Below are 24,829 nucleotides of genomic sequence, written 5' to 3'. Positions count from 1 at the left end.
CTGTCGTGCTTATGCTGCCGCGGCCAGTTGGGCACGCGTGGCTGCAATTTTCAGCGCGGCTTGAGCGGCTTCGCGGCCTTTCTCTACAAAATGCGCCCGGTAGATAGCATTGTGGTGATCGGTTTCCTGATACTGGTGCGGCGTCAGGGAAACAGACAGGACCGGTACCCCTGTATCCATGCCAGCACGCATCAACCCATCGACAACGGCCTGAGCCACAAAATCGTGCCGGTAAATACCGCCATCCACGACAAACGCCGCGCAGGCGACCGCGGCGTAGTGACCGGTCTGGGCCAGATCGCGGGCCAGCAGCGGCATTTCGAACGCGCCGGGGACGTCAAAAACGTCAACCTGATCGGCGGGGATGAGTTCCAGAAACCCTTCTAGGGCTTGATCAACGATATCGGAATGCCAGTTGGCTTTTACAAAAGCGTAGCGGGTGTGTGTCATCATGATCTCCTTTCGCAACAGACACGTCACCCAAGGCGATCACGGGCAGGCGCAAGCTAGGGCCGACGCGCTGCACGTTCTCTTTCATCCGGACTGTAACCGTCGGCTCTGGCATCTCACCAGATCTGCTGACACCCCGCACACCGGGGCCGCTCGCGGGCTTACGGATCATCGCCCGCATACCGCCGGTGGGGAATTTCACCCCGCCCTGAGAACGGGCGGACCTTGCCAAGGTGCGGCCGGTTCTGCAAGAGATTTCGCAGGAGGACAGCCATGCACCCCAATCCAGCCTTCCGCGCAGAAGAGACTGCGCGCCACATCGCCTTTGCGCGTGACCGCGCGTTCGGGGTTCTTGCGGTGTCGACGGATGAGGCACCGTTGATTAGTCACGTGCCGTTTCTGCTGTCTGAGGATGGCACGCTGGCCGAGCTGCATCTTGTCAGATCGAACTCGATCGTCCGCATGCTGAAAGACCCTAAACCAGCCAGAATCGCTGTCACCGGGCCAGATGGCTACGTGTCGCCGGATTGGTACGGGATCGACGATCAGGTTCCGACATGGAACTATGTCGCTGTGCATCTGATCGGTCAGTTGGAACAGCGCCCGCACGCGGAGTTGCTGGACGTGCTAAATCGCCAGTCTGCCTTTTACGAGGCGCGTCTGTTGCCCAAACCCCCTTGGACCACCGGCAAGATGAGTTCGGACGCGTTGGATAAGATGATGCGTATGATTGTGCCGTTCCGGTTTCGCATTGACGACATTCAAGGCACCTGGAAGCTAAACCAGAACAAGCCCGATGCAGTCCGCCTGAGCGCGGCAGAACACATCGCAAACGACGGGATCGGGTCCGAGCTTGATGCTCTGCAAAAGTTGATGAGAGGGTGAGGGTGGCACACCAATTGACGGGTTTTGTTTTGCATTGGGTGCTGTAGAGTTCCGGCAATTCAGGGAGATCACTCATGAAACTCTATTTCAGCCCCACTTCGCCCTATGTCCGTAAGGTTATGGTTTTGTTGCATGAAACAGACCAATTACAGGATGTCGAACTGCTGAATGTTGCAACAACGCCAATGTCCCCGGCCGAGCCGCTATTGGCCAAGGCTCCGCTGACAAAAGTGCCCGCGTTAGAGCGCCCAGATGGACCGACCCTGTTCGACAGCCGTGTTATCTGCGCTTTTCTGGACGCGCGCGCGCAGGCTGGCCTTTATCAGGACGGTGCCCGGCATTGGGATGTGCTGACGCTTGAGGCGCTGGCGGATGGTATTCTGGATGCGGCATTGCTGATCACCTATGAGGCTCGGATGCGGCCCGAAGACAAGCAATGGGAGGGCTGGGCCGATGCGCAATGGGACAAGATAGAACGCGCCTGCGCCGCGTTGAACCAGCGGTGGATGGCGCATCTGTCCGGACCGTTGGATATGGGGCAGGTCGCAGTGGCCTGCGCGCTGGGCTATGTCGATTTCCGTCACGTTGCGCGCGGGTGGCGCAAGGGAAATGACGCGCTGGCCGCCTGGTACGAGAAGTTCGCCGAGCGTCCCAGCATGGTCGCAACGCAACCGCCGGCCTGATCGGGGATCAATGCGCTGGTCGCTCTGACGGCAGAGCAACCAGCGACAGTCATCATTCGTTGAACGCCGCCAGATAGGCCGCGATGTCATCAGCGCCCTTTTTCAGTTTGACGCTCATGTTTGGCCGCGCGGTTTCGTCATCCAGGTATTCCTGGATGAATGCGATCGGGTTTTTGGAATACGTGGCGATGTTCTCTTGCGACCAGACCAGCCCTTCCTGACCGGCGCGGATCATGTCGTCAGTGAACATTCCGACGGGCAAACGCGCGCTTCCGTTCAGGTAGTCCGATTCTGTTCCGGCGACGCGCCCCACGACGCCGTACAGATTCGGGCCAGTGATGCCGCCTTTGACCAGAACTTGGCCATCTTTGATGATTGCGTGGCACGAAGAGCAGCGATTGTAGAGTTTCTCGCCTTTCGCCGGATCACCGGCCGCTGTCGCCTGAGAGGACACGGCTAGTGTGACGGTCAGAATAGTTGCAAAGAGCTTTGACATTGGGGACGTCCTGCAGAGGTTGGGATTTCCCGCATTTCGATCATTTGCGTCCAAAGTTCAATCGAAATCAGACGCGACTAAGCCTTTGTAAAATATCTATTTTTAACTCAGATTTTCTACATCGATATGCCCTGCAGAAAAGGCGCGTCTTGCTACGTCGGGCGTCACCGTAAATTCGAGCTTAAGTCAAAGGTATCGGTACATATAGGTCGTCGCGTGACGGGATTTTCCGTCCGGGTCGAATGCGAAATCGGGGATGACACCTGCCGGTTTGAACCCGACAGACCTGTAAAGGGATTCCGAGACGTCTCCGGTGCGCGTGTCGAGTGTGATGAGTGTCTTCCCGGCTTCTTGTGCGGATTTCAGGGCCTCTTGCATCAAGGCCCTGCCCAAACCGCGACGTCTGGCATCGGGGTGAACGATCATCTTCGAGATTTCTGCCCGGTGGGGCTGATTTGGGGGCATGGCAAGCAACAGTTGGACCGTACCGATCAGGCGACGCTGATAAAATGCGCCAAACAAGTGCCGCTCGCCAGTTTCGACAGAGGGTTTGACGTCATCCGTCCAGAACCGCGCGGCGCTGTCATGGTCGAGCGGTATCATGAAGCTGATCGCGGCACCGTCGGCAACGCTGTCAACAAGCGTGCGGCATAGATCAGTCAGATTGTTGTCGATATCCGCCGGGGTAAGACGGGAGACGTTGGGTGTCTGAACGGTCATGACAATGCGATCACGTAAGTGCAGGGACTATGGGTCGTTTCAAATACGGTCTCGCCAAATAAAATATACCGCAGGCAATCCCCTTGTCGAAGGTCATAAGCTTTCCTCTCGACCGTGATTTCGATCTGCCCGGACAAGACATACAGGTGATGCTCTTGCCCCGGAACTGCGGGTGCATCATAGGCGATGCGCTGCCGCGCGGTCAGGGTTCCTTCGATCAATTCAACCGAAAGGTGCCCACTGGGGGGCGAAACGCTGCGACGTTGAAACGCGCGCCCACGATCCGTCCAGAACGGCTGGTCGTGCCGCCGGACGATCGGTTGGAAACTTTGCTCCAGCGGAGTAATTAGCTGAGAGATCGGTACTGCATAAACCGTTGCCAGACGGCCTAGCGTCTCGGCGGTCGGGCTGACTTCGTTTTTCTCGATCCGCGACAGGGTGGCGCGACTTAGACCGGTTCTTCCAGCCAAAGTATCGAGGGTCATGCCGTGCTGCTCTCGCAATCCACGCAAATGCGTGGCCAGTTTGTCAGAGGTGGCTTCCATGGAGTTTCTCATATACGGAAATATTCCCGAATATGACGAAAAATTCAAGGTGGGCGGATCGGCATTCTGTAAAACCTTTTGGGGCTGGGTCGGTTCTGCACCGTTCTACCCCGCCGAAGCGAATCGAATCACATTTGGAAAAGCCGGAGGACCGGAGTGTTTTTGCCAAAAAACAGGTCCGTATCTTGAAACTTTCGCCTCTCGTTGTGACATGAATGCCCTGTTGTGGCGCACTGCGCGCCTATGACCGCTGGACGAACCGAATTCTCCCGGATAGATAGCCGCGATGAGACGCCGCTTTGATGCGGTGCTGATGCATGTTTGCTCGGGTTACCCCCGGGCGCCGGAATCGGAGAAAACCTCGTGTCCCACGCAGAAGACCACGAAGGCACCCGCAGAGATTTCCTCTACTACGTCGCAGGCGGCGCAGGTGTCGTCGCGACGGGTGCAGCCGTATGGCCCCTGATCAATCAAATGAACCCATCGGCAGACGTTCAGGCGCTGTCCTCGATCCGCGTGGATGTGAGCGGCGTTGAGCCAGGTACGCAGCTGACCGTGAAATGGCTGGGTAAACCTGTGTTTGTCCGCCACCGCACAGGTGCCGAAATTCAAGAAGCACAGGAACAGGACGCCGACGGCGTCGACGCACTGCCTGATCCGCTGGCCCGCAACTTCAACCTGAACGCTGATGCGCCTGCGACCGACGCCAACCGCGTGATGCCGTCGCCCGAGGGCGAAGCACCGGGCGCTTGGATCGTTCAGATGGGCGTATGTACGCACCTTGGCTGTGTGCCGCTGGGCGATGCTGGCGACTTTGGCGGCTGGTTCTGCCCCTGCCACGGATCGCACTACGATCTGGCCGGACGTATCCGTAAGGGCCCCGCGCCCGAAAACCTGCCCGTTCCGCCTGCAGAGTGGACCGACGCCAGCACCATCAAACTCGGCTAAGGGAGACCCAAACTTATGTCCGGAATTCCCCACGATCATTACGAGCCGAAGACAAACGGCGAGAAGTGGCTGAACAGCCGCTTGCCCATCGTCGGCCTGATTTACGACACCATCATGATCCCCACCCCCAAGAACCTGAACTGGTGGTGGATCTGGGGCATCGTCCTGGCGTTCTGCCTGGCGTTGCAAATCGTCACCGGTATCGTTCTGGTGATGCACTACACCCCGCATGTCGATCTGGCCTTCGCCAGCATCGAGCACATCATGCGCAACGTGAATGGCGGCTATATGCTGCGCTACATTCACATGAACGGCGCGTCGCTGTTCTTTGTTGCGGTCTACATCCACATCTTCCGTGGCCTGTTCTACGGCTCGTACAAAGCCCCGCGTGAGATCACGTGGATCATCGGTATGCTTATCTATCTAATGATGATGGGCACCGCGTTCATGGGCTACGTTCTGCCCTGGGGTCAGATGTCGTTCTGGGGTGCGACCGTTATCACCGGCCTGTTTGGCGCGATCCCGTTTGTGGGTGACGCAATTCAGACCTGGCTGCTGGGCGGACCCGCGGTGGACAATGCCACGCTGAACCGCTTCTTCTCGCTGCACTATCTGCTGCCGTTTGTTATCGCGGCTCTGGTCATCGTGCATATCTGGGCCTTCCACACCACCGGCAACAACAACCCCACAGGTGTTGAAGTTCGCCGCACGTCGAAAGCCGATGCCGAGAAAGACACACTGCCATTCTGGCCGTACTTCGTGATCAAGGACCTGTTCGCTCTGGCCGTGATCCTGGTCGTGTTCTGGGCCATCGTCGGCTACATGCCGAACTATCTGGGCCACCCGGACAACTACATCGAAGCCAACCCGCTGGTCACGCCTGCACACATCGTGCCCGAATGGTACTTCCTGCCATTCTACGCGATCTTGCGCGCCTTCACCGGTGAGGTCTGGGTTGTACAATTCGCCAGCTTCATCACCGGTGGCATCGTTGACGCCAAGTTCTTTGGTGTGATTGCGATGTTCGGTGCGATCCTGGCAATGGCGCTGGCGCCCTGGCTGGACACGTCGACCGTGCGTTCGGGTAAATACCGCCCGATGTTCAAGTGGTGGTTCTACCTGCTGATCATCGACTTCTTTGCCCTGATGTGGCTGGGTGCGATGCCCGCGGAAGAGCCCTATGCGACCTTCTCGCTGATCGCATCCGCCTACTGGTTCGCCTATTTCTTCGTGATCCTGCCGATCCTGGGTGTCATCGAAAAACCGCTGCCACAGCCAGAGACCATCGAAGAAGACTTCAACGCGCATTATGGCAAGGCTGACGCCGACGCCACGCCGGCCGAGTAAGAAGAGGGACCGGAAACATGTTCAAGAAACTTGCAATCGGTGCCGCGTTTGCTTTGGCCCTTACCCCTGCTGCGTCCTTCGCAGCAGGTGGGGGCGAGCAGCACATCGAAGACTTCCACTTCTCGTTTGAAGGCCCCTTTGGCACCTGGGATCAAAACCAGCTGCAGCGCGGCCTTCAGATCTATACCGAGGTCTGTGCAGCCTGCCACGGCCTGCGCTATGTGCCTCTGCGTGATCTCGAAGCGCTGGGCTACTCGGAAGAAGAAGTCATCGCCTATTCGGCAGACAACTTCGAAGTGTTCGATCCGGAGCTGGACGATTTCCGTCCGGCAATCCCGACCGACCACTTCCCGGTTAATGACGGTGTTGGCGCACCGGACCTGAGCCTGATGGCCAAGGCCCGCGCCGGCTTCCACGGGCCTTATGGTCTGGGTATCAATCAGTTCTTCAAAGGCATGGGTGGCGCGGAATACATCGCCTCGCTGCTGGACGGCTATACCGGTGAAGAAAAAGAAGAAGCAGGCACCATCCTGTATGAGAACAAGGCCTTCCCCGGAGGCTGGATCTCGATGGCGCCCCCGCTGTCCGAAGATCAGGTCGAGTTCGCCGATGGTCACCCCGCCACGGTTGAAGCCTTGTCCGAAGACATCGCAGCCTTCCTGATGTGGACGGCCGAGCCAAAAATGATGGAGCGCAAATACTCGGGCTTCGTCGGCGTGCTGTTCCTGTCGCTGTTGTCGGTGCTTCTGTACCTTGTCAACAAGCGCCTGTGGGCAGGCGTGAAAGGCAAGAAACGAGACTGAGTTTCACAGCCCCGCAATGTTTGAACCCCCGCGCCACCGGCTGCGGGGGTTTTTTTGTTGCAATCGGGCAGGGGCCTGATGAAGGCCGGATCAGGCTTGTAGCTGCGTGCCGGTGGCGCTTGTGATTGTTGCCTTCACGATTTGCCCTTCGGGCTGTGGTGCCTCAAAAGCGACTTCGGTGAATTGTTCGGTGCGGCCCATATGCGGGTTTTCCATCAGGATGTGATGAGTTTTGCCGACTTGGGCTTGCAGATGCTGTGTGACCTGCGCCTCACCGGCCGCGCGCAGGCGGGCGGCGCGGTCCTTGATGATGTTCCCATTCACCTGCTGCGGAATGCGGGCGGCCGGGGTGCCTTCGCGCTTGGAATAGGGAAAAACGTGCAACCAGGTCAGATCGCAATCTGTCACCAGTTTCAGCGAGTTTTCGAAATGATCATCCGTTTCGGTCGGGAAGCCAGCGATGATATCGGCGCCAAAGGTCATTTCGGGGCGCAGCTTGCGGGCTTCTTCGGTAAAGCGGATGGCATCATCGCGCAGATGGCGGCGTTTCATCCGTTTCAGGATCAGATCGTCGCCATGTTGCAGGGAAAGGTGCAGATGCGGCATCAGGCGCGGCTCGGTCGCGATGGCCTGCATCAGGTTCTCATCCACTTCGATCGAGTCAATGGAACTGATCCGCAGGCGCGGCAGATCGGGCACCAATTTTAGGATCCGCATGACCAGATCGCCTAGCTTGGGCTGCGCAGGCAGGTCGGCGCCCCATGAGGTCAGATCAACGCCGGTCAGGACGACCTCGTTATAGCCCCGATCCACCAACCGCTTGATCTGATCCACAACAACGCCTGCAGGGACACTGCGTGAGTTCCCACGGCCATAGGGGATAATGCAGAAAGTGCAGCGATGGTCACAGCCATTCTGAACCTGAACATAGGCGCGTGAGCGGGTGCCAAAACCGTCGATCAGGTGGCCTGCGGTTTCGGTAACGGACATGATGTCGTCGACCTGCACCGCCTCGGTCTGGCCGATAAAGTCCGCCGCCATGCCTTTCCAGGTCTCGGGCTGCATCTTCTCGGTGTTGCCAATGACCGCGTCGACCTCATCCATTTGGGCAAAGGTGTCAGGCTCGGTCTGGGCCGCGCAGCCTGTCACGATCAGCCGCGCGTCAGGATTTTCCCGCCGTAGCTTACGAATCTCTTGCCGGGCTTTGCGCACCGCTTCTGCCGTGACGGCGCAGGTGTTCACGATCACCGCGTCGGTGAGTCCGGCCTGCGCCGACAGCTCTTTCATCGCCTCGGTCTCATAGGCGTTCAGGCGGCAGCCCAGGGTGGTGAACTTCGGCGCGCTCATGCCAGTGATTCCAAAAATTCCGGTGTCAGTGTGCCCGAGAACACGTGACAAGTGGGCCCGGTCATCCAAACGCCATCGTCGCGCCAGTCGATCCAGATCGTCCCGCCGTCCAGCTCAATTTGTACTTTGCGCCCAGTCAGGCCGCGACGCGCAGCAGCAACGGCCGTGGCGCATGAGGATGATCCCGAAGCCAGGGTGATGCCCACGCCACGCTCCCACACGCGCATGCGGATGTGGTCCGGTCCAATGATTTTTGCCACTTGGACATTCGTACGCTCAGGATAGAGTGGATGGTGCTCGTAACGCGAACCGAACTCGGTCAGAGGGATAGCCTCGGCATCATCAACAAAAAAGGTGCAATGCGGATTGCCCATCCCGGTGGCCGTCGGCGCTCCCTCGATGGGCAGTTCCAGCGTGTCGACCTCCTCAGACAACGGAACCTCGTTCCAGTTCAGTTGGGGGTGCCCCATATTGACCGAGGTCAGGCCGTCTCCGGCGTCCTTTGCGTAAAGAGTGCCGCGTTCGGTCGTCAGTGTCAGGTCGGATCTATCCGATTCCTCCATCAGGAAACGGGCGATGCAACGGGTGGCATTTCCACATGCTGCCGAGGTAGATCCATCTGAATTGTAGAACACCAGATGCGCATCCGACCTGCCGTTTTCGATCACGGCAAGCTGATCGAAACCTACGCCGAATTGACGATGCCCGATTCCCCGCGCAAGTGCCGGGCTAATCCGCGTCGCAGACGCGCGCGCGTCCACAACGACAAAGTCATTGCCCAGCCCGTGCATCTTCATGAAGGGCAAACCAGTGTTCTGTAATCCTTGCATGGCGCGCATATAACCCTGCGCCTGAAAGGAATCCACCCTGCGACGCAGATTCCTAAAAAAAAGGGGGTTGACCCCCCAGCGCCACCTGCCTAATTAGGCCGCCTATCGGGTCGCCGGAAACACTGATTACTCTGGCGATACGAGGTGCAAATAAGGTCTTGAACCCGGTCGGGAAAATGACTTAAAGAGCGCCACGGATCGACAAGATCCAACAAAAGAGTGGGCCGTTAGCTCAGTTGGTAGAGCAACTGACTTTTAATCAGTGGGTCGCAGGTTCGAATCCTGCACGGCTCACCACTTTTTTCAAAGGGTTAGCAAGAATAGGCGAGAATTTCTCGCGCCTACAGCAACCACCTAGCAACCACGCGGCATAGATTGACGTAGAAACGTGTAGAAAACCGTTTCTTTGAAGGCATGAGTTTCCTTTTTTGGCGACCTCTTAAGGCATTGTTATTTTGATGCTTTTTGACATTTGAAAGAGTTTTTGGTACACTGACTATATACAGGACGGCAATTAACTGTCGCGTGCAACTTCCAAAAGAGCACAGAAAACTAGATCGGCTACGCCCAAAAAGCGAAGCTGTGCCTGCCTGTACGTCATCGCAACAATCAAAATCTCAAAAAGCACAGGAGCTTTCCATGACGGACAGCAAATTCTCTTCGCATGTCAATCTGACAGCAGATATGTCCCCCACTCAGAAGAACCAAGTTTTGAATGATCATTTCCGAAAAACAGGGGAAGGCGGCATTGTCATGATCTCCATGGGGATACATCTTCTAGGAAGAGCGACCGTTGACGCGTTCATGAAGCAGCTTGCCGGGGATGCGGGCGACAAAAGTGTAGAAGCTGGCGGCGAGCATGATGTGGGTTCAATCAAGGTGAACAATCGAACGGTGGATTGGGAAATCAACTACTACAACAAAGACCTTGATGATGAATCCCCGGATTCGACTGACCCACAACGGACAACAAGATACATGACGGTTTTGCTGTCCACTGAGTATTGAAAGCGCAATCCAGCTTCCTGTCCGTGGGAAGCTGGATATTTGCTTCTACCAATCGTTGATGTCTATTTCTTCGCTACCATAAGCCAACCGGCTACTTACAGTGGTGGGCACTTCAGTTATGACTTTTCCACCTGTTTGATGAATAAATCCTATAAGATACTTAGATGGTACGCCACTTACATCCGCGTAGAGCAACTGGCGTGAAAGCCTAGATACTTCCCCCGATCTGACCCACTTTTCCTTCGGGTCAAACCCTCGAAAACACAGGAAAAACTGGTTTTTTGCACCCAAATGCTTGGGGTTTCGTTGAGTTCGCTTTCCGCAAGAGCGAACGGCATCTTCCAGAAAAGACTGTAACTTGGTCTCTCTACCCTTCGACCTACACCTTCGTACCAATTGGTAGACAAATTGTTTGAGAACGTTTTTGGGGCTGTATTGGGAGTAACGGCCCGGCACATTCAATTGACCTTCCAGCAACTCTACGGCTTCTAAAACTTCGCGTTGAATTGCAACAAATTTGCTTCTGGTTAGCTGCTTTCGTTTGAGCGGTTTGAGTTTGACTGTTTCTGGATCAATGTACTGCCAAGTCTTCCGAGAGAAGACACGATGCAACTTCTCTTCGAACTTGAGAATATCATCGTTTGTTACTCTTTCAGCTTTTTTCATTGATTCCCCATTTACGCAGATCAGTGAGAAATCCCCAATATTGCGACGAACAGACGGTGTAAATGGCTATTTACGACGAATAGACGGTGGAAATTGTTTTTTGCATCTCTGTGCATAATTCCGTTAACTATTTGAATTTCAACAGTAAAATCCGAATTGAAAAACTCGTTACAAAAAAACCCTTGTGCCAAACTTCTTGGGAAGGGTGCGCGTCGATTTTCTGGTCGGCGTTGCAGTCTCTAACCAAACAAGGAGATTAAAATGACCCAAGGTATGGGATTAGGAGAGGTTTGCCAGGTCAAACCCAAGGGATCACTGGCTCCGGCGTTCTTGTCGGAAAAGCAAGCGGCATCTTACCTCAATATGTCAGTGCAATGGCTCAGGAAGTGTCGATCGAACGGAACAGGTCCGACTTGGATGAAGTTTGGTCAAGCAATCCGCTATCCAGTTGCTGAGCTGGAAAACTACATCTCACAATCGAGCCGAAAGTTCACTGGGGAAGATGTTGCTAAAGCTGATCAATGCCTCAAGACATCCAGAGATTGGAAATCCAGCTTTGGTACCCGAGTTCGCGAGTACAGCCAGACCAGCACCGATTGAACACCCCAACAACTGCGATGTTGTAGGTAATTGGTAGCAGGCTGACCGGAAGCACTAAGGAACAACGCGCTTCCGGTCCGCTTGCACCAGATAACCCAAGTCAGTCTCAGACAATGACGTAACGGTCGCTAGTGTGGCCGAAGTCTCAGTCGTGCCTGACGGACACTGAAAGCTACTACCAATGAAATTCAAGAACCAAAACTCAAAGGCTAAGTCGGAACTAAAACCGAAAGCCAAGAAGGGGCGCAAGAAGAAGGAAAAAAGCCGCCATGCTTGTAAGGCAACGAAGAACACTGAAAAACAGTCTAAACAGTGGGATAAACTATCTAAACAGAGTATTTCTATACAGGATATCAATACTTCACCCCCAACACTCAGCCTAAAAAACAAAGTTACACGCTACGATGATGACAGGGCTCACAGTAAAGAAATCCACAGAGAAATTTGCGACAAGTACAGCGAAACTGTTTTCAGTTCTTACGAGAAGCGCAGGTTTGTAAAAACTGATTTTTCAGACTTTGATGCGCTGTTGGGCCGCAACGGCCTCTACGCAGATCACATGCCAGCCAGCGACATTGAGCTTCGAAAAAGCTTTGGAGAACTGACGATTGATCAACTTCATCAGCTTCATCTCCGAGCTAAGAAAGATCCGCTTCTGAAGGTGTATTGGATAACCTTTGTTGATGAAGCACATATGGTCAACGAGAGGTACGGCACGTTTCAAGTATTTAAGTTTAAGCAGAAGGTTCAGTCAGCGATCCGCAACTACACGTCTATGGACGCCCTTGGCGTTCTCGAAGTTCAGGCGATGAAAAACTATCCCAAAGACCAGAAAGGGAAGTTCTTTTCTCTACATGCTCACGCCCTCTGCTGGGGGTATGATAAAAATGACCCCAAGGCACTCATGGATCATGCCAAGGGCTTCAAAAGCAACATCACAAAACTGCCGATACTTTCCAAAACGGCAACCGTTCTTGAAGGCAGTTTCAGCAAACTTGGGCGGTACATGTCCAAGCCACCCTACCTGGGGAAAGAGGTTGATTACCGCAAATTTGGAACGGGTGAACCTTGCCTGTACTCTTCGCGGGAGTTGAACAAGTACCATGATTTTCGGCTTTTTGAGTATTGTGCATAGGTGCTGATGGAGCAGACGATCTTCGGCGTGCGTGATGGCACCAAGCTCAGAAAAAAAAATTGTCTCGGGCCTTAAGAAATGGCAAACACAGAGAGAGGGCACCGAAGTCAAACTTGGACACCGGATCAACAATGTGTTCAAGCGCTTCTATGCAGATAACAGGCGGTTTAAGAACTACCAGCCGTTTAAGGTTAAATGGAAAAAGCCCAAAAAACGTAAGCGATAGGATATTGAGGCGGGAGTAACATCCCGCCAACAGTGTTCTGAGAAAAAGGTGATAGTATTTGCATAAGCCGCTATTCGAACGGTGCGCGGCTAAGGTCGCCATAGAGCCCAAACTAACGGATGCTGCGACACGCACGAAAGGCGGCTTACAAGTGCGGTATGCGATTCGATTAAGAACTCTGATCAATAGGTCAAAGAGATAACATGATCGATCAAGAGCAATGAAAAAGAGTTCTCGCTACTTATGATAAGCTGATTAAACAGCGAGGGTTGCCGGGTGTACTTGTGAAACCCGTACGCGCGGAATGGTGTGGTCACGAAATGGCGGATCGTGACAAAAAAATCGCCCTATTGATCATCAAGGAGCTTCAGAAGAGATTTGCAGCGTCACATCTGCACGAACCAAAGATCCTGATACAGGGGTGCGGTGCAAAGATTTATCCCGGTGAAGCCATAGAACGGACCTCTAGTCTGACTGATCAGTCATAGATTTCTACCGACAGCGCATCCATCGCATATGAGGTTTCGATATTTGCCTGGCCGTCCACGTAATTGAGTGACTGGGACCTGCTCAGTGCCCGCATTTCCCCGCTTATCCAGACAGGCTTATATAACTCGTCGATTTCGAAGCCTTGTTCGTATCGCACATAAACCATTTGATTGGCTGGAGGTGGTGGTGTGTGAATGCAGGCTCCAACTGTCGGAACCAGAAGGAATTCGACCGCCTTCTGGTCGACAATATCCAGGGGAAGGAGATAGCCGGGAAGGCGCACGTTCTCCCCCAAAAGGTCAAGGTTCGGTTCGCGCGCGGCAATCAACCGTTGGTTCATCACAATTTCGCGTTGTTCAAACAACCAATCTGGGTCAAGGCCTTGAGATACGAGGTCTTCGCGGATCTGAAACGCTTCGGCGCGCTTCTCGTCATCCGCAGTGTCCGCATGCAGAATCTCAATCCGATAAAGCATGGCCAACGCATTGACCTGAGAATATTCTAGGGTGGCAAAAGGATCGTGATAAGGCCGCTCTTCAGGAAGGAGATCCTGCCAACTTATGTTGCGCGGATCCCCTGCTAGAAGAGGCCCCGCAATCGCAAAGGCGAATAAGATATTCAGAAAATGCGCAATGGTCTTCATTTCAGCGGATCCTTTTATTCAAAGCCGCACCGACAGTCCGTCTGATAGCGTCATACGGTACACCCTTAACGCAGGTATAATACTGGCAAGAAGACCAGAGCAGAAAACTAGGGCTATGAGAAGAACCTCGCGAAAACTCGGCAGGCCAACACCGATGCGAAGCCCAAAATTTGCGGCAAGAATCGGATCTATCACGAGCGTGAGAGCGCTGAGCGCGATTACTCCAAGCACGATGCCGGCCGACAACAATAAAACGGCTTCAAGCAAGATCAGGGAAAATACGCCGGCTGGTGTTGCGCCCACGGATCGAAGGATCGCAAATTCACGCCGCCGGTTGTCGAGCGAAGCAGACAACATGACCACCATGCCGATCATTCCAGCCACTGCCACAGCGCCTGCCATCAGACGCAGCGCAGTCTCGGCCGTACTGGTAATCGACCAAAGCTGCAACAGCGCAACATTAGGAAGAACAGCGGTCAATGCCTCGTCGCGATGGTCTGCCAGTTGCCGTTGAATTGAAAGCACCGCCGTTTTCTCCTCCAGCCCGGCAAAAATCGCGTTGATGGTCCCCGGTTCATGATCATGGCCATCGTGATCGTGCCCGTCAGAGGTCGTGGCAGTTTGCCCCTCGTCTTCATGGCCGCTTCCGTGAGCATGACGGTCGTCATGTTCCTGATGCCCTTCTTCGTGCTCGTCAGGCTCGTCTAACTCCACATGGTCATGGTCTTCGTGTTCTCTGGCGACTTCTGGTGCTTCGATCAAAACGAATGGGTCCGCAACCTCTGACGCAGGTTCTTCGTGCAAGGCGTCAAAACCCTCGAGTGAGACAAAAACCATTCTGTCGACGGCCGTCCCGGTATGCCCCAGCACGCCGGTCACTGTGAATGGCGCTTCGTCGTGCACATCAAAGGCGACTTCCCCTGAGCCATGGGCATTCACGATTTCAGTGCCTGACGTGTACCCGAAAGCCTGAGCAACTTCTGCTCCAATCACTGCACCATCTGGAGATTTAAACGGAACACCTTCAGCAAATATCAGTTGCCGGCCGCCACTATGACGAAAGTGGTCAAAATATTGCTCGGACGTTCCGATCACGGGATATCCACGATGGTTGTCACCCATCATGATTGGCACTGTCCAGCTTATCTGGGGCAGATCTTCGATCATCTCGTAGCTGTCCCAGCTGATACCAGCGCCAGTTGTGCCGACACCAAAAACCGTTGCCATCAGGATCTGCACATCGTTTCCGCGTGCCGCAATGATCAGGTCGATCCCTGATGCAGAATTGGCAAAACCCGCTCGTGCCTCCGTTCGCAGTCGTTCAACCCCAACAATCAAAGCCACGCTCAAGGCAATGCTAAGAACAGTTAACGCAGCGATAAAGCGGCGATTGAGAAGGCTTTTATAACAAAGATTGAACATCACGTTTTGCCCGCGTTCAGCATCGGCAAGTCAACGCTCCGATCGAAGTGTCTTTCCAGGCTGCGATCATGGCTGACAAATAACAAACTCGCCCCTGATGCTTTGCATTCCTTCAACAACAACTGGACAAACGAGCCTTTTGCGTCCTCATCCAAAGCCGAGGTGGGTTCATCCGCCAAAACTACTTCAGGCGCCCCTATCAGAGCACGCGCCGCCGCAACGCGTTGTTGCTGCCCAACACTCAGTGCGCTGGCAGGTCGATTGATCAGCGCAGCATCCTCAAGACCCAGATCACTTAGCAACCGTGTTGCGGTAGCTTTGGGGTCTGGCCCCGACCGATTGCGCCGTTGCGCTGAAAACCGGCAGGGCAGCAACGTGTTTTCAAGCGCACTGAGCCAAGGCAAGAGATTAAAGACCTGGAAAACAATCCCCAAATGATCCACGCGAAAACGGTCACGATCACCTCCGGCCAAAGCGCCGACATCCGTGCCTGCAACGCGAACCGCGCTTTGCGGTACATCGATCACGCCAGCAATTGCCGAGAGCAACGTGGTCTTTCCGCTGCCACTGGGGCCTCTCATAAACACGCTTTCCCCGACCTCAAGATCGAAGCTATCGACTGAGAGAACCGGGTCAGGTTGACCGGGCCACCGAAACACCAATGATTTGAGTTCAACAGTTTTCATTGATGACACAGATGTTTTGGCTTGGTTTTTCAAAGATAATTGAGCTTTTTAGTGATCCAGAAAAGGATCTCTGCCAAAACACCAATGGCTCCGGCTTTGTCTGTCTTGACCAAAGCTGTTCCTGACGTTCCAAATTGCAAGGAATTACTGTCTGCATCTGCAGGTAGTTCAACCAATACGATGTAGCTGGATATCCCGGTTAGTTCGCGCAATGAGGGAAGGCCTGATCTAAGATCAACAGTACCCTCGACAGTTCCGACCGGAAAATCGGAAATACGGCCGGTAATTTCTCCACCGGGTTCCGTTCTAAATGCCAGTCGGATTTCGTCACCGACCGAAACATTGGCACGACTGGATTGGGGAAGAGTAGCAATTACTGCAAAGTCTCCGGGTTCGACAAAAGTTATTGCCCCTTGTAGCGGAGTGGCGCGGTTACCTGGCCGTAGTGATACAGCCGTGACAACGCCGTTTCCCGGCGCTTTTACAACTGTTTGCTCTAAATCCCAAAGAGCTTGCGCAAGTGTCTGCTCAGCCTCCACAACACCTGCGTCGCGCCCGTCGATCTTCGCGGCGATACGCCGCTCAAGGCTTGTCTTCCGGGCTTCTGCTGCGCGGATATTCGCGGTCAACTGGTCGATGGTTGAGACAGCTTCTTGCAGTTGGAACGTCGTTGATGCCCCGCGTTCTTCCAAACGGATGATGTCATCACGACGCTGAATTCCGAAAGTCAGCTGAGCAGTCAGGGATTCAATCTCGGCCTCGGCAGCTGATAAATCTGATACCAGTTGGTCGGCAGATGACTTTGCAGTTTCCAAGACAGCTTCGAGCCGGGAAACCTCGGCTTTGAAAACTTCATTATCTATCCGGAATAGGGTCTCGCCCTTTGCGACTTCCTGGTTTGGCTCCACAACGACTTCTGTAACCGTGCCCGCCACGTTCGGAGCAATATTCGTTGAAACACCCTGAATGGATACCGGGCCAGTCGGAGTTGTGTGGTTCAGCGCACCGATGACCACCAGAGCGATAACACCGGCTACACCGTAAACCAGAGTTTTCCAGAATCCATTCCAGGGGAGAAGGTGAAACTTGGAAAAGACCAGCCAGACTATTCCAAAGTAGAGGCCAAGTACGATTAACAAGACTTCATTCCTTCGTGATGTTTCCAGAAAAGCTCGAACGACCACCCAAACTTACGAGTGATCGCCCTGTTTGTCATGATGACTTAGTTGTCACCTTGCTCTTCCAACACTTTGCGGTTGGCTTCACGATGGCGCCACGCCGCGCCCATACTCTCTTTCAGATTTTCGGGAAGCGCTTCCAGAGGAACAACAAGGTCGTCATCAACTGGCCACTCGGTCAGCAGCTCAGGATGATATCCCTCGGGATAGTACAGCTTAGGATCGATCTCCATATCGCGCACGTAGGGTTCTTGGATGTCTTCGCGCCGATGGGGTGGCTTCGGCACGATCAACTGACCATTGCTAAAGTCAAACTGCGGCGCACGTGAATTTGGAAACTCGGGCAATATGCCTTCGCGAACCCATATCTGATCTTTGGTGACGTTCACAACGATCCCGTCAGGCGCTCCAAAGTGATAGGGGCCTTTCCAGTGCTCTCGGATTTCCGCCACGGTTTCCTCGATCTGATAGGGGTCATAGCTCATGTGAGTGTTCATCAGAAGCCTGGGTTGCACCAAGTTGGCAATGTAGCCGGCCGCATAGCTGGGCGTGTGATGGGTATCGACGGTATACCGCCCGAGGAATGGCGGCACGCCTTGAACTCCGGATGAGATTTCGATGATTTCCTGCTGCTGTTCCGTGACGAAGACATCACAGCCTTTGGCAAAAGGAATATCGATCATGTTGGGTCGACCGTCACCTGTCCAGATGAAGCACATGCCATTCCAATCCATCCGGTATCCGGACGCACCGTCCTTGGCATGGCTTCTTTGCCAGTGTGTGACTTTGACCCCGTCTTCATCATAGATCACGCCGCCATTGTCACGGAAATCAAATTCATTGACTTCGATGTCCCAACCTTTGCCAACGGGAAAGACGCTGAACGCATCCCGGTGCCAGCCGGTCATCATTTTCATGCCTTCTACCATCGTTGCGGTGCCGTACTCCTTGGTGCGGCCGGATGGGCCGTGGACCGTCAACTGCTCGTGCCATCCACCGGCCCAGGTTCCGAACATCCACAGGTACGGCAACCCACCAAAGTGGTCTACGTGCAGGTGCGTGATGAATACATCGGTAATTTCATTCAGTGCATACCCACTGGCAATGATGTTCGCTGGTGAGCCCTCACCAATGTCAAACATGAAAATCTTACCGTTACCCAACTCAACAAGAATCGCCGTGTTCATTTGCCCAGGGCGAATGAACGGAGCGGATCCCATGAAGATAATTCTCATCTCGTTGGGCTGTACATCTTCGGTGCGTGGGAACCAGTTTGCCGCACTTTTCAACCACGGTTGAGGAGAGATGCCCTCAAAGGTCAGGCCCTCTTTCCAACGTCCCATTGGGACGCCGCCAGTCAGTGCAGCCTCAATATCTTCTTGGGATGAGGGCTCCTGTACCGGAGGAGCCTGACCGAACGCACTTGTGGCGAACAATGTCGCTGCGACGGCGAGTGCGCTGAGTGACTTAATTGACTTCCTCTGTCTGTCTTGCAGCATATTTTCAGTCCTTTGTTCGAGCCTGGGTGAATATGGGAACCACTTCTGAAATGGCTTTCGGGACAATCTCTGAATTGGTGAAGCGAGAGAGATGCTCGGCGATTTCCTCGGCCAGCCCGTCTAGGCTTTCGGTGACAGGGTCGATCAGACATGGTGACGTCTGCTCATTGACCTTCCGGGCCCTCTCCAACTCGGCTGAGAGCAACTCGAAGTCACTGCAAAGTGCCTCGAATCCACGATGGTTCTTTCGCATGACGCGGATGCAGATGATTTGGTCCGGAAAAGCGAGCTTTAGTAAGTTGATGTCCGTCATTGCCCTGGCGCCTAGTCCATCTCTGGGCACCAGGCTGAGGGCACATCGCGCAACGCGGAAGGGTTACACCGTGAAATTAGGGTGACATTCAAATATTCATTTGACAGTATGAAGTTGAAAATACAGAGAAACTTGAAGTTTCAGATGCCCGACAGAGAATTGACCCTTGATCCGGAACGTCACGCGACCCGTGTGAAGTACGCGCTGGACCAGGTGTTGGCGAGTGACATGTTTGGCAAGGCGGAACGCCTTCGGAATTTTCTGAGCTACGTTGTCGAAGAGGCCATTGCGGGTAGATCCGAGGCTATTCTTGGCAAAACAATCGCTCAGGATGTTTACTTCAAGAGTTTTGCCAGTGATGACGGCCACATTAACGTTGTTCGTGTGGATGCGGGGCGGTTACGGCGGAAACTTCAGCAATACTATGAAACGGCAGGTGCTGGAGACGATCTGCGCATTCACATTGATAGCGGCGGCTACGCGCCTTGGTTCGAGGACCGCTCTGGTACAATTCAGAGCAATGTCGATCACACGCCATTCAGGCCAGGATTACCCTGGCTGATTGGCATCCCTGCTGTCACCATAGCGATCATTGCTCTTGCTTACGTCTTGGGCGGGCGCATGGAACAGGTTGTTGATCTCAACCCAAAGACATCCGCGCGCTCACTTGAGCGACAGGCTCTATCCGCTAAATCACCCGCTGCAGTACAGGCGTCAAACTACTGTGATCAAGCTCGGGGCCTGCTCTTTCCAATCGCATCTATCGATAACCAGATCCTGGCTGGCGACATATTCAGTATGGCTATTAAAGAAGCCCCCGATTTCTACTGTGGATATGCTGGGTTGGCCCACAGCCTGGGAACCCAGGCCCTCCTATCGCGAGGCGGGGAAGAGCGTGACGCACTGATACTGTATTCAATAGAAATGGCACAGAAAGCGGTGGACATTGCGCCCTCAAACGGCTGGAGCCAATCCGCGCTGGCATGGGTGTCTTATGTCTCTGGCGACTATGACAATGCACTGGAATATTCAGCACTCGCGCAGTCGCTACGTCCCAAAGATGGAAATGTTCTGGACTTTCGCGGCCTGATATTGCTGGTTCTGGGTCGTTTTGAAGAAGCGTATGAAGTCAGTGACCCAAGCCATCCGCGAGAAATTGGGAGCCATCGGTTTGCACACAGGAACATTCACGCAGTTGCCAGCTTTCACATTGGAGAGTTCAGGGAGGCAATCTCGTCTCTGAAATTTGCGAGTGACAACGGTGACCCTGTCAGTGCGTTGTCATTGGTTTATCTGGCGGCTGCCCATCAGAGGTTGGGTGAAACCAACAAAGCGAAGGCAATACTGAACCAACTGAAACAGTCTTGGCCAGAGTTCAGGCCAGAATTGGTTCTGGCAGCGTTTTACTCCAGCCCAGATTTGTCGGAAGGGGTGATTTCAGCCTTAACAGATGCGGGATGGCGGTTTTAAGATTTTCCTTTTCGAGCCATGGTTGGAGACAGGCACATGTGCGTAAAGTGTGTTTTACCGCCAACACAAGTGAACATACCTTGGTAGTGTTAATACACCGAAAGCGGTCATCGGAATTTGTTGTAGCTAACGGCAGCTTCGTCCCGCAACTTGGGCATTTATGTCCGCAATTGCGATCGTCCGCTTCTTTGCGGCGCAGTGTTCTTTAGTCTTTGGACTTGGACGCCAGTTTCAGAAAAAGTGGAATTATTCTTTGCTGTAACATCAGAGAGTTTGCCCGAGAAGTACACTATGGTTCTACCATCTCTGTGAGAATTTTGCAGAATGCCTCAATGCCGGTCGTTGCATCCGCCCATCTTGCAAATTCGACCACATCCATTCGTCGTTCACCAGTTTCTGATTTAGCAACGAACGACTGAACAGTGCCCAAACGTTCCGCAAGCTGCGCTTGCGTCAAGCCTGCTCGGAGTCTGGCCTCTTTGAGGCCAGCTATCAATATTTGATGTTCTCTGGTTCTGAGGGATTTCAATTTTAGGTGCCGTATTGATCAGTCGTTGGCGACCTGATAATCCCAAATTAGAATAATCCCATTTTGGAATAAGGCGATCTAACTTGCTGAGAATTATACTTTCATCCCTTCTGTTTGCTTTCGGCAGCGTTGCTTTTGCACAGACAGCGACCGAACGTCACAACCTAGAAACTGCATTCCGTGAGCTCGACCATGCCTCTCGTGAAGCGGCGCAATTTGAGCTTCAACAGCAGAACTTGTACTCTCAGCAGATTGACGGTCTATGGGGTACTGGAACCGAGCGGGCTCTATTGGCTGGGCTCTTAATGTTGAAAGAATTTGGAACAGATGTTTCGATCGCGACTGAAGCCGACGCGCAGTATTTCCTCGACTTCATCTTAGCTGGTTCCGCACAAGGTCTCATATTTGGTGAAGCCGATGAGCCTGAGGAGAGTATTGGCTTGCCAAGTTGGCTGGCGAACTATCTATCGGTTGACGCCAAGATAGCCGATTGGCGACATGCAACTTACCAGATCAAAGTCGCATCTGCCGCGAACTATTACACAGCTTTGATTCCTTCCGATGCGCAAGTACAGCACCTGATCCAAACCGGGCAGCTGCAGATGATTGCGGAACGCATCGCTCTATGCATGGATGAGATGATCGAATTCGGCCTGCAAACCGGGCAAAAAAGCGCGTCCGATCCTATCTACCCCGACTTTTCACAGGTGTGCGCAGTGTTGGTCCTTCAATAGACCCTAGAACTTGCCGGTCAATATCTGATCCGAACTTTCTACCCCCAAAAACAGGATACAAAATGAAGTTCTTAATCGGTGCAGTCGCAATGTTGGCCTGCTTCTATCTTGGCCAATGGATGTTCCGCAGTGGAATGCGTTTGCAAACCAATGGTCATAAGATCAACGGATGGTTCCGCATAATCTGTTCAATCCAATTTATGCTTGTTCCACTGATCGGCATGGCGATGATTTTGTCCGCCAAATAGCCACCAATCAACGAGAAGGCCGAACACGAACCTGCGTTGTGACTTCTGGCTTGGTCAGGATTGATCAAGTTTCAACCTCTGAACCCCGTTGAAAATGCGATCCAAGATCGCCACGGCAACATCGCAGAAACCTCCGGCCCAAACCAAAAAACCAATCAAACATACAAAACGAGTAGTGAACGATGGCCCTAAAAACCTGCTACGAATGCGAAGCTGAAATTTCAGATCGCGCCGCATCATGCCCTCACTGTGGAGCTCCATTGGATTTTAAGGATGATGGAGATTCCACCTCAAGTTCCGCCTTTGGACTTGTCAAAGTGGTGGTCGGTTTCTTGGCAACTAGCTTTGTATTGACCTATGGGCTGAACTGGCTCTCTCAAGGCGAGCCACCAAACCCAGTGGAGATGGTGGCTGATTTGTTGAGGCAAATGGATATTGAGGTCGGAAATCTGGACTGCGAGAGTATTCAAGACGAAATTATAGCATTGTCAAAAGATCAGGCCGCGAAAAACTATGGCGTTGCCATGCGCGACCTCGTGAACATATCGACGGAAGCTCAATCACCCCGAGAAGTCACTTGCATTGGTCGGGCTACTTGGACGACCAACCACAACAGCCGGGTTGAATACTCGAAATCGTACAGTGACGGCCAAGCATGGCTAGAGTTTCAAGAGCTGTTGTTTTGACGCCTCGCGTAGCCTCAAAATCTTTCGCACAAATACACGGCAGCGAAAGGGCTAAGCCATTGTTAGCAGAGAGTAAGTGCTGAGCGGCGTTCTAAAGCGCAGAGCATGGCCGTTCAGCAATTTCACATAGTATTGCAGCATTGCCATTAAGTATGTGCGTCAGCGCCGCGCTCTTGTCATCTCAATTGGAGATAAGAGCCCTAAGTTGCCGTTCACCGACTTCTAGGACATTGCACGTGCAGCAAGCAGCGAACCGCAAAAAGCGGTCGTTTACCGTCTAAAGCGGGATACCTGGTGAGCGGACTTTTTCTGCCATTCCCTGCACAGTCAGCCTGTAACGCTAGGAACGACGGCTGTGCGGAGCATAGCGGCCTTTCGAGGGTCACAGTGCCGAGCCTGGCTGACTGAGTTGACCTTCGCCCGTTGTATCCTCTCATCTGGATGCTACTAACCAGCTACAAAGTTCTTGTGGAGCGGATAAATGTCAAATGAGGGATTGACCTTTAATGAGGGTCTTCTGGTTCCTGGTACGCACGTGATATCATTAAGCGAGTTTCTGAATACGTTCTGCAGCGACAGCGAACACATGATCGGGATCCACCAGGAGGTGGTGCGCAGCGACTTCCACATACCCTTTTGCAACATCGTTGAATGGGCGGAAAATGCAGGGGCGAGATCGATCATCGTGGGTGGCTCCTTTGTATCCAAAAAGAAGCGCCCGTCAGACATGGACATCATCATCCTATTTGCGCGTTCCGATCAAATTCCCAAGTCGAGTGAGCGATACGACGCCAATGGTGTCACTCTCGATGTACAACTCTTGGCGGAGGAACAGGTCTCTATAGTGGATGCCTATCTTGAACTGTTGGCCACCACGCGCTCCGAAGTGCCTCATGGACTTGTCCAGATAAAACTCCACTCGACTGTTAAGACAATTCACCCTCCCGAAATATCATCGCCTGACCTTGAAATAGTTAAGGTTTCCTACACCGGGCGGCGTTGGTCCCAGCAGCAAATGCCCAAGGGCGTGATCGTGCCCATCCACGGAATACGCACGCATGCTGAGGGCTGGCTTCCGCATCTGTGCCTGTCGGCAACCGCTTCTGGATGGGCTATTGCGCCATACATCTATGGTTACCGCGAAGCCTCAATCCTTGCTTCGAAGCCAGAGAAGGCTGGCGTTGTTGAAGGCTTCCGGGATTGGCTGATCCAAGTCCGACGCCAGTACGAAGGGCCTATTTCAGTGATCGCTCACTCCTTCGGGACATACATCGTCGGACGCTATTTGCAGGAAGCAAACGACATCACCAAAAATTTCGACGCCGTGATCCTGTGCGGTTCGATCCTCAATACGAACTATGATTGGTCATCGCTGTTAGACAAAGCGGTGGTCGGAAGTGTGCTCAATACGATTTCCACTAACGACGAGTGGGTTAAGTTTCTACCCGATGGTGGGGTGCGACTTCTTGCAAAAGACCAGTTGTTCGGCAACGCTGGCTGCAAAGGATTTTGTGCGCAGCATCCTCGTATCCACCAGATCAGAAGCAGTCTTTTAACTCACAATAACGTATTCAAAGAGGATGTTGTCATAGGTGAGTGGCTGCCGTTTTTGGAACTTTCCAAAGGAAGCCGACGTCGCAGGGAGAATGAAAAAAGAGATTTTTGAAGAATTCCGTCCTGACCTATAAGATCATCGAACGAACTGAACTGACTTGAACAATAGGCGGGTGCCCTCGGCAATTCGCCTGGGGCCAAATGGTTCTACAAGAATGTTTGTGAGTCCATGACCACTATCGGCTTTTTTCCACTCTTTGTGCCTGCGGACCTAGCCCATAATGCTTATGTCACGACCGTCTGTAAGGGGCTGCCGAGCGAACGTATGCACCCGCAGCGAAGCAGCGGCAGGGTTGCGAGTCGTAAGTGCTCGATGCGGACAATCAGAACAATTCAGTGAACGGCTGCCTTGCGGACGAAGTGTGAATTCGCTGCGCCCGCCCCAACGGCAGCAATCCGCACATTGCGTCTGCAGCGAAAAGCAGCACGGTTAGAAGTCTGTCAATCACTGCAAGTGGTCGGCTGTTCCGAAAGTTCAATGACGACACGCAATGGTTATCCAACCAGACAGGTTAACCTTTATTCCGCCTGCGCCGTCCTGCCAGAACACCTGATTCAAGGATGATGCTGGAGACAAGGTGTTCGCGCCGATAGGCCATAATATGCACGCCTGAGACGCCCACAATCTC

27 protein-coding genes, 1 tRNA gene and 1 riboswitch are annotated in these 24,829 nt (G+C 53.4%); of the genes, 14 read left to right on the top strand and 14 right to left on the bottom strand.

The genetic code is table 11. The features are described from left to right. Positions 1–9: 9 nt before the first annotated feature. The gene (locus AC2FJC_RS08605) at positions 10–450 is read right to left on the bottom strand and encodes a 6,7-dimethyl-8-ribityllumazine synthase (protein ID WP_496726171.1); all 441 of its coding nucleotides are present in this window, start codon (positions 448–450) and stop codon (positions 10–12) included. A gap of 72 nt (positions 451–522) precedes the next feature. After that, positions 523–670: riboswitch (FMN riboswitch) on the bottom strand. A gap of 53 nt (positions 671–723) precedes the next feature. Here AC2FJC_RS08605 and AC2FJC_RS08600 point away from each other — a divergent pair. Both AC2FJC_RS08600 and AC2FJC_RS08595 read left to right on the top strand, forming a co-directional pair. Continuing rightward, complete coding sequence (locus AC2FJC_RS08600; RefSeq protein ID WP_496739175.1) at positions 724–1,335, top strand: FMN-binding negative transcriptional regulator; 612 nt, start codon at positions 724–726, stop codon at positions 1,333–1,335. Between the two features lie 74 nt (positions 1,336–1,409). Beyond that, entirely contained in the window at positions 1,410–2,018 is a 609-nt protein-coding gene (locus AC2FJC_RS08595) for a glutathione S-transferase (RefSeq protein ID WP_496739174.1), read from the top strand. A 52-nt stretch (positions 2,019–2,070) separates the two neighbouring features. Here AC2FJC_RS08595 and AC2FJC_RS08590 read toward each other — a convergent pair whose 3' ends face one another. The 3 genes from AC2FJC_RS08590 to AC2FJC_RS08580 form a co-directional block, all read right to left on the bottom strand. Further along, positions 2,071–2,514: a c-type cytochrome gene (locus AC2FJC_RS08590; RefSeq protein ID WP_496739173.1), complete on the bottom strand. Its 444-nt coding sequence runs from the start codon at positions 2,512–2,514 to the stop codon at positions 2,071–2,073. A 186-nt stretch (positions 2,515–2,700) separates the two neighbouring features. Beyond that, a complete protein-coding gene (locus AC2FJC_RS08585) occupies positions 2,701–3,234 on the bottom strand; it encodes a GNAT family N-acetyltransferase (protein WP_496739172.1) in 534 nt (177 codons plus the stop codon). Further along, complete coding sequence (locus AC2FJC_RS08580) at positions 3,231–3,779, bottom strand: helix-turn-helix domain-containing protein (protein WP_496739171.1); 549 nt, start codon at positions 3,777–3,779, stop codon at positions 3,231–3,233. Before AC2FJC_RS08580 ends, AC2FJC_RS08585 begins: the two co-directional genes overlap by 4 nt. Here AC2FJC_RS08580 and AC2FJC_RS08575 point away from each other — a divergent pair. The 4 genes from AC2FJC_RS08575 (at position 3,778) to AC2FJC_RS08560 (ending at position 6,877) form a co-directional block, all read left to right on the top strand. Next, the gene (locus AC2FJC_RS08575; protein WP_496739170.1) at positions 3,778–4,026 is read left to right on the top strand and encodes a hypothetical protein; all 249 of its coding nucleotides are present in this window, start codon (positions 3,778–3,780) and stop codon (positions 4,024–4,026) included. The genes AC2FJC_RS08580 and AC2FJC_RS08575 overlap by 2 nt on opposite strands. 116 nt (positions 4,027–4,142) lie before the next feature. Continuing rightward, positions 4,143–4,727 carry a ubiquinol-cytochrome c reductase iron-sulfur subunit gene (gene petA / locus AC2FJC_RS08570; protein ID WP_496726165.1) on the top strand — a complete coding sequence of 195 codons (585 nt, stop codon included), beginning with the start codon at positions 4,143–4,145 and terminating at the stop codon, positions 4,725–4,727. A gap of 15 nt (positions 4,728–4,742) precedes the next feature. Next, positions 4,743–6,074, top strand: a complete 1,332-nt coding sequence (gene petB / locus AC2FJC_RS08565) for a cytochrome b (protein WP_108860628.1) — start codon at positions 4,743–4,745, stop codon at positions 6,072–6,074. 17 nt (positions 6,075–6,091) lie between these two features. Then, complete coding sequence (locus AC2FJC_RS08560) at positions 6,092–6,877, top strand: cytochrome c1 (RefSeq protein ID WP_108860629.1); 786 nt, start codon at positions 6,092–6,094, stop codon at positions 6,875–6,877. Positions 6,878–6,967: 90 nt separating this feature from the next. On the opposite strand, the gene mtaB is transcribed toward AC2FJC_RS08560, so the two are convergent. Further along, complete coding sequence (mtaB, locus tag AC2FJC_RS08555) at positions 6,968–8,224, bottom strand: tRNA (N(6)-L-threonylcarbamoyladenosine(37)-C(2))-methylthiotransferase MtaB (protein ID WP_496739169.1); 1,257 nt, start codon at positions 8,222–8,224, stop codon at positions 6,968–6,970. Continuing rightward, positions 8,221–9,063: a diaminopimelate epimerase gene (gene dapF, locus AC2FJC_RS08550; RefSeq protein ID WP_496739168.1), complete on the bottom strand. Its 843-nt coding sequence runs from the start codon at positions 9,061–9,063 to the stop codon at positions 8,221–8,223. Before dapF ends, mtaB begins: the two co-directional genes overlap by 4 nt. A 212-nt stretch (positions 9,064–9,275) precedes the next feature. Here dapF and AC2FJC_RS08545 point away from each other — a divergent pair. Both AC2FJC_RS08545 and AC2FJC_RS08540 read left to right on the top strand, forming a co-directional pair. Continuing rightward, positions 9,276–9,351 (top strand) — tRNA-Lys (locus tag AC2FJC_RS08545). 342 nt (positions 9,352–9,693) lie between these two features. Further along, positions 9,694–10,062: a DUF3768 domain-containing protein gene (locus AC2FJC_RS08540; RefSeq protein ID WP_496739167.1), complete on the top strand. Its 369-nt coding sequence runs from the start codon at positions 9,694–9,696 to the stop codon at positions 10,060–10,062. Positions 10,063–10,107: 45 nt separating this feature from the next. Here the strand turns inward: AC2FJC_RS08540 and AC2FJC_RS08535 are convergent, their stop codons facing one another. Continuing rightward, a complete protein-coding gene (locus tag AC2FJC_RS08535) occupies positions 10,108–10,728 on the bottom strand; it encodes a hypothetical protein (protein WP_496739166.1) in 621 nt (206 codons plus the stop codon). 261 nt (positions 10,729–10,989) lie between these two features. Here AC2FJC_RS08535 and AC2FJC_RS08530 point away from each other — a divergent pair, with 261 nt between their 5' ends. Continuing rightward, on the top strand, positions 10,990–11,328 hold the full coding sequence (locus AC2FJC_RS08530; protein ID WP_475211997.1) for a helix-turn-helix domain-containing protein: 339 nt from the start codon (positions 10,990–10,992) through the stop codon (positions 11,326–11,328). 181 nt (positions 11,329–11,509) lie between these two features. Beyond that, positions 11,510–12,463 (top strand): hypothetical protein, encoded by a 954-nt coding sequence (locus tag AC2FJC_RS08525; RefSeq protein WP_496739165.1) that lies wholly within the window; start codon positions 11,510–11,512, stop codon positions 12,461–12,463. 704 nt (positions 12,464–13,167) lie between these two features. Here the strand turns inward: AC2FJC_RS08525 and AC2FJC_RS08520 are convergent. From AC2FJC_RS08520 to AC2FJC_RS08495, 6 genes are all read right to left on the bottom strand, one after another. Then, entirely contained in the window at positions 13,168–13,821 is a 654-nt protein-coding gene (locus tag AC2FJC_RS08520; protein WP_496739164.1) for a DUF3299 domain-containing protein, read from the bottom strand. Between the two features lie 18 nt (positions 13,822–13,839). Further along, positions 13,840–15,243, bottom strand: a complete 1,404-nt coding sequence (locus tag AC2FJC_RS08515; RefSeq protein ID WP_496739163.1) for an ABC transporter permease — start codon at positions 15,241–15,243, stop codon at positions 13,840–13,842. Beyond that, the gene (locus AC2FJC_RS08510; RefSeq protein WP_496739162.1) at positions 15,243–15,929 is read right to left on the bottom strand and encodes an ABC transporter ATP-binding protein; all 687 of its coding nucleotides are present in this window, start codon (positions 15,927–15,929) and stop codon (positions 15,243–15,245) included. Before AC2FJC_RS08510 ends, AC2FJC_RS08515 begins: the two co-directional genes overlap by 1 nt. Before the next feature lie 29 nt (positions 15,930–15,958). After that, on the bottom strand, positions 15,959–17,068 hold the full coding sequence (locus AC2FJC_RS08505) for an HlyD family secretion protein (RefSeq protein WP_496739161.1): 1,110 nt from the start codon (positions 17,066–17,068) through the stop codon (positions 15,959–15,961). Positions 17,069–17,151: 83 nt separating this feature from the next. Next, a complete protein-coding gene (gene gntH, locus AC2FJC_RS08500; protein WP_481669243.1) occupies positions 17,152–18,606 on the bottom strand; it encodes a guanitoxin biosynthesis MBL fold metallo-hydrolase GntH in 1,455 nt (484 codons plus the stop codon). Between the two features lie 4 nt (positions 18,607–18,610). Next, positions 18,611–18,919, bottom strand: a complete 309-nt coding sequence (locus AC2FJC_RS08495) for a hypothetical protein (RefSeq protein WP_496739160.1) — start codon at positions 18,917–18,919, stop codon at positions 18,611–18,613. Positions 18,920–19,063: 144 nt separating this feature from the next. Between AC2FJC_RS08495 and AC2FJC_RS08490 the strand changes: the two genes are divergently transcribed. Beyond that, positions 19,064–20,389 carry a tetratricopeptide repeat protein gene (locus AC2FJC_RS08490; RefSeq protein WP_496739159.1) on the top strand — a complete coding sequence of 442 codons (1,326 nt, stop codon included), beginning with the start codon at positions 19,064–19,066 and terminating at the stop codon, positions 20,387–20,389. 289 nt (positions 20,390–20,678) lie between these two features. Here the strand turns inward: AC2FJC_RS08490 and AC2FJC_RS08485 are convergent, their stop codons facing one another. Continuing rightward, the gene (locus AC2FJC_RS08485) at positions 20,679–20,885 is read right to left on the bottom strand and encodes a helix-turn-helix domain-containing protein (RefSeq protein ID WP_496739308.1); all 207 of its coding nucleotides are present in this window, start codon (positions 20,883–20,885) and stop codon (positions 20,679–20,681) included. Between the two features lie 116 nt (positions 20,886–21,001). Here AC2FJC_RS08485 and AC2FJC_RS08480 point away from each other — a divergent pair, with 116 nt between their 5' ends. The 3 genes from AC2FJC_RS08480 (at position 21,002) to AC2FJC_RS08470 (ending at position 24,252) form a co-directional block, all read left to right on the top strand. Next, positions 21,002–21,652, top strand: coding sequence for a hypothetical protein (locus tag AC2FJC_RS08480; protein ID WP_496739158.1), 651 nt, complete (start codon positions 21,002–21,004; stop codon positions 21,650–21,652). Positions 21,653–22,082: 430 nt separating this feature from the next. Continuing rightward, positions 22,083–22,586 carry a hypothetical protein gene (locus AC2FJC_RS08475; protein ID WP_496739157.1) on the top strand — a complete coding sequence of 168 codons (504 nt, stop codon included), beginning with the start codon at positions 22,083–22,085 and terminating at the stop codon, positions 22,584–22,586. A gap of 481 nt (positions 22,587–23,067) precedes the next feature. After that, positions 23,068–24,252 carry an alpha/beta hydrolase gene (locus AC2FJC_RS08470; protein WP_496739156.1) on the top strand — a complete coding sequence of 395 codons (1,185 nt, stop codon included), beginning with the start codon at positions 23,068–23,070 and terminating at the stop codon, positions 24,250–24,252. Positions 24,253–24,829 lie beyond the last annotated feature (577 nt).

Source organism: Ruegeria sp. CDSB117, assembly GCF_059611005.1.
This window is presented reverse-complemented; position numbering and strand designations above follow the sequence as displayed.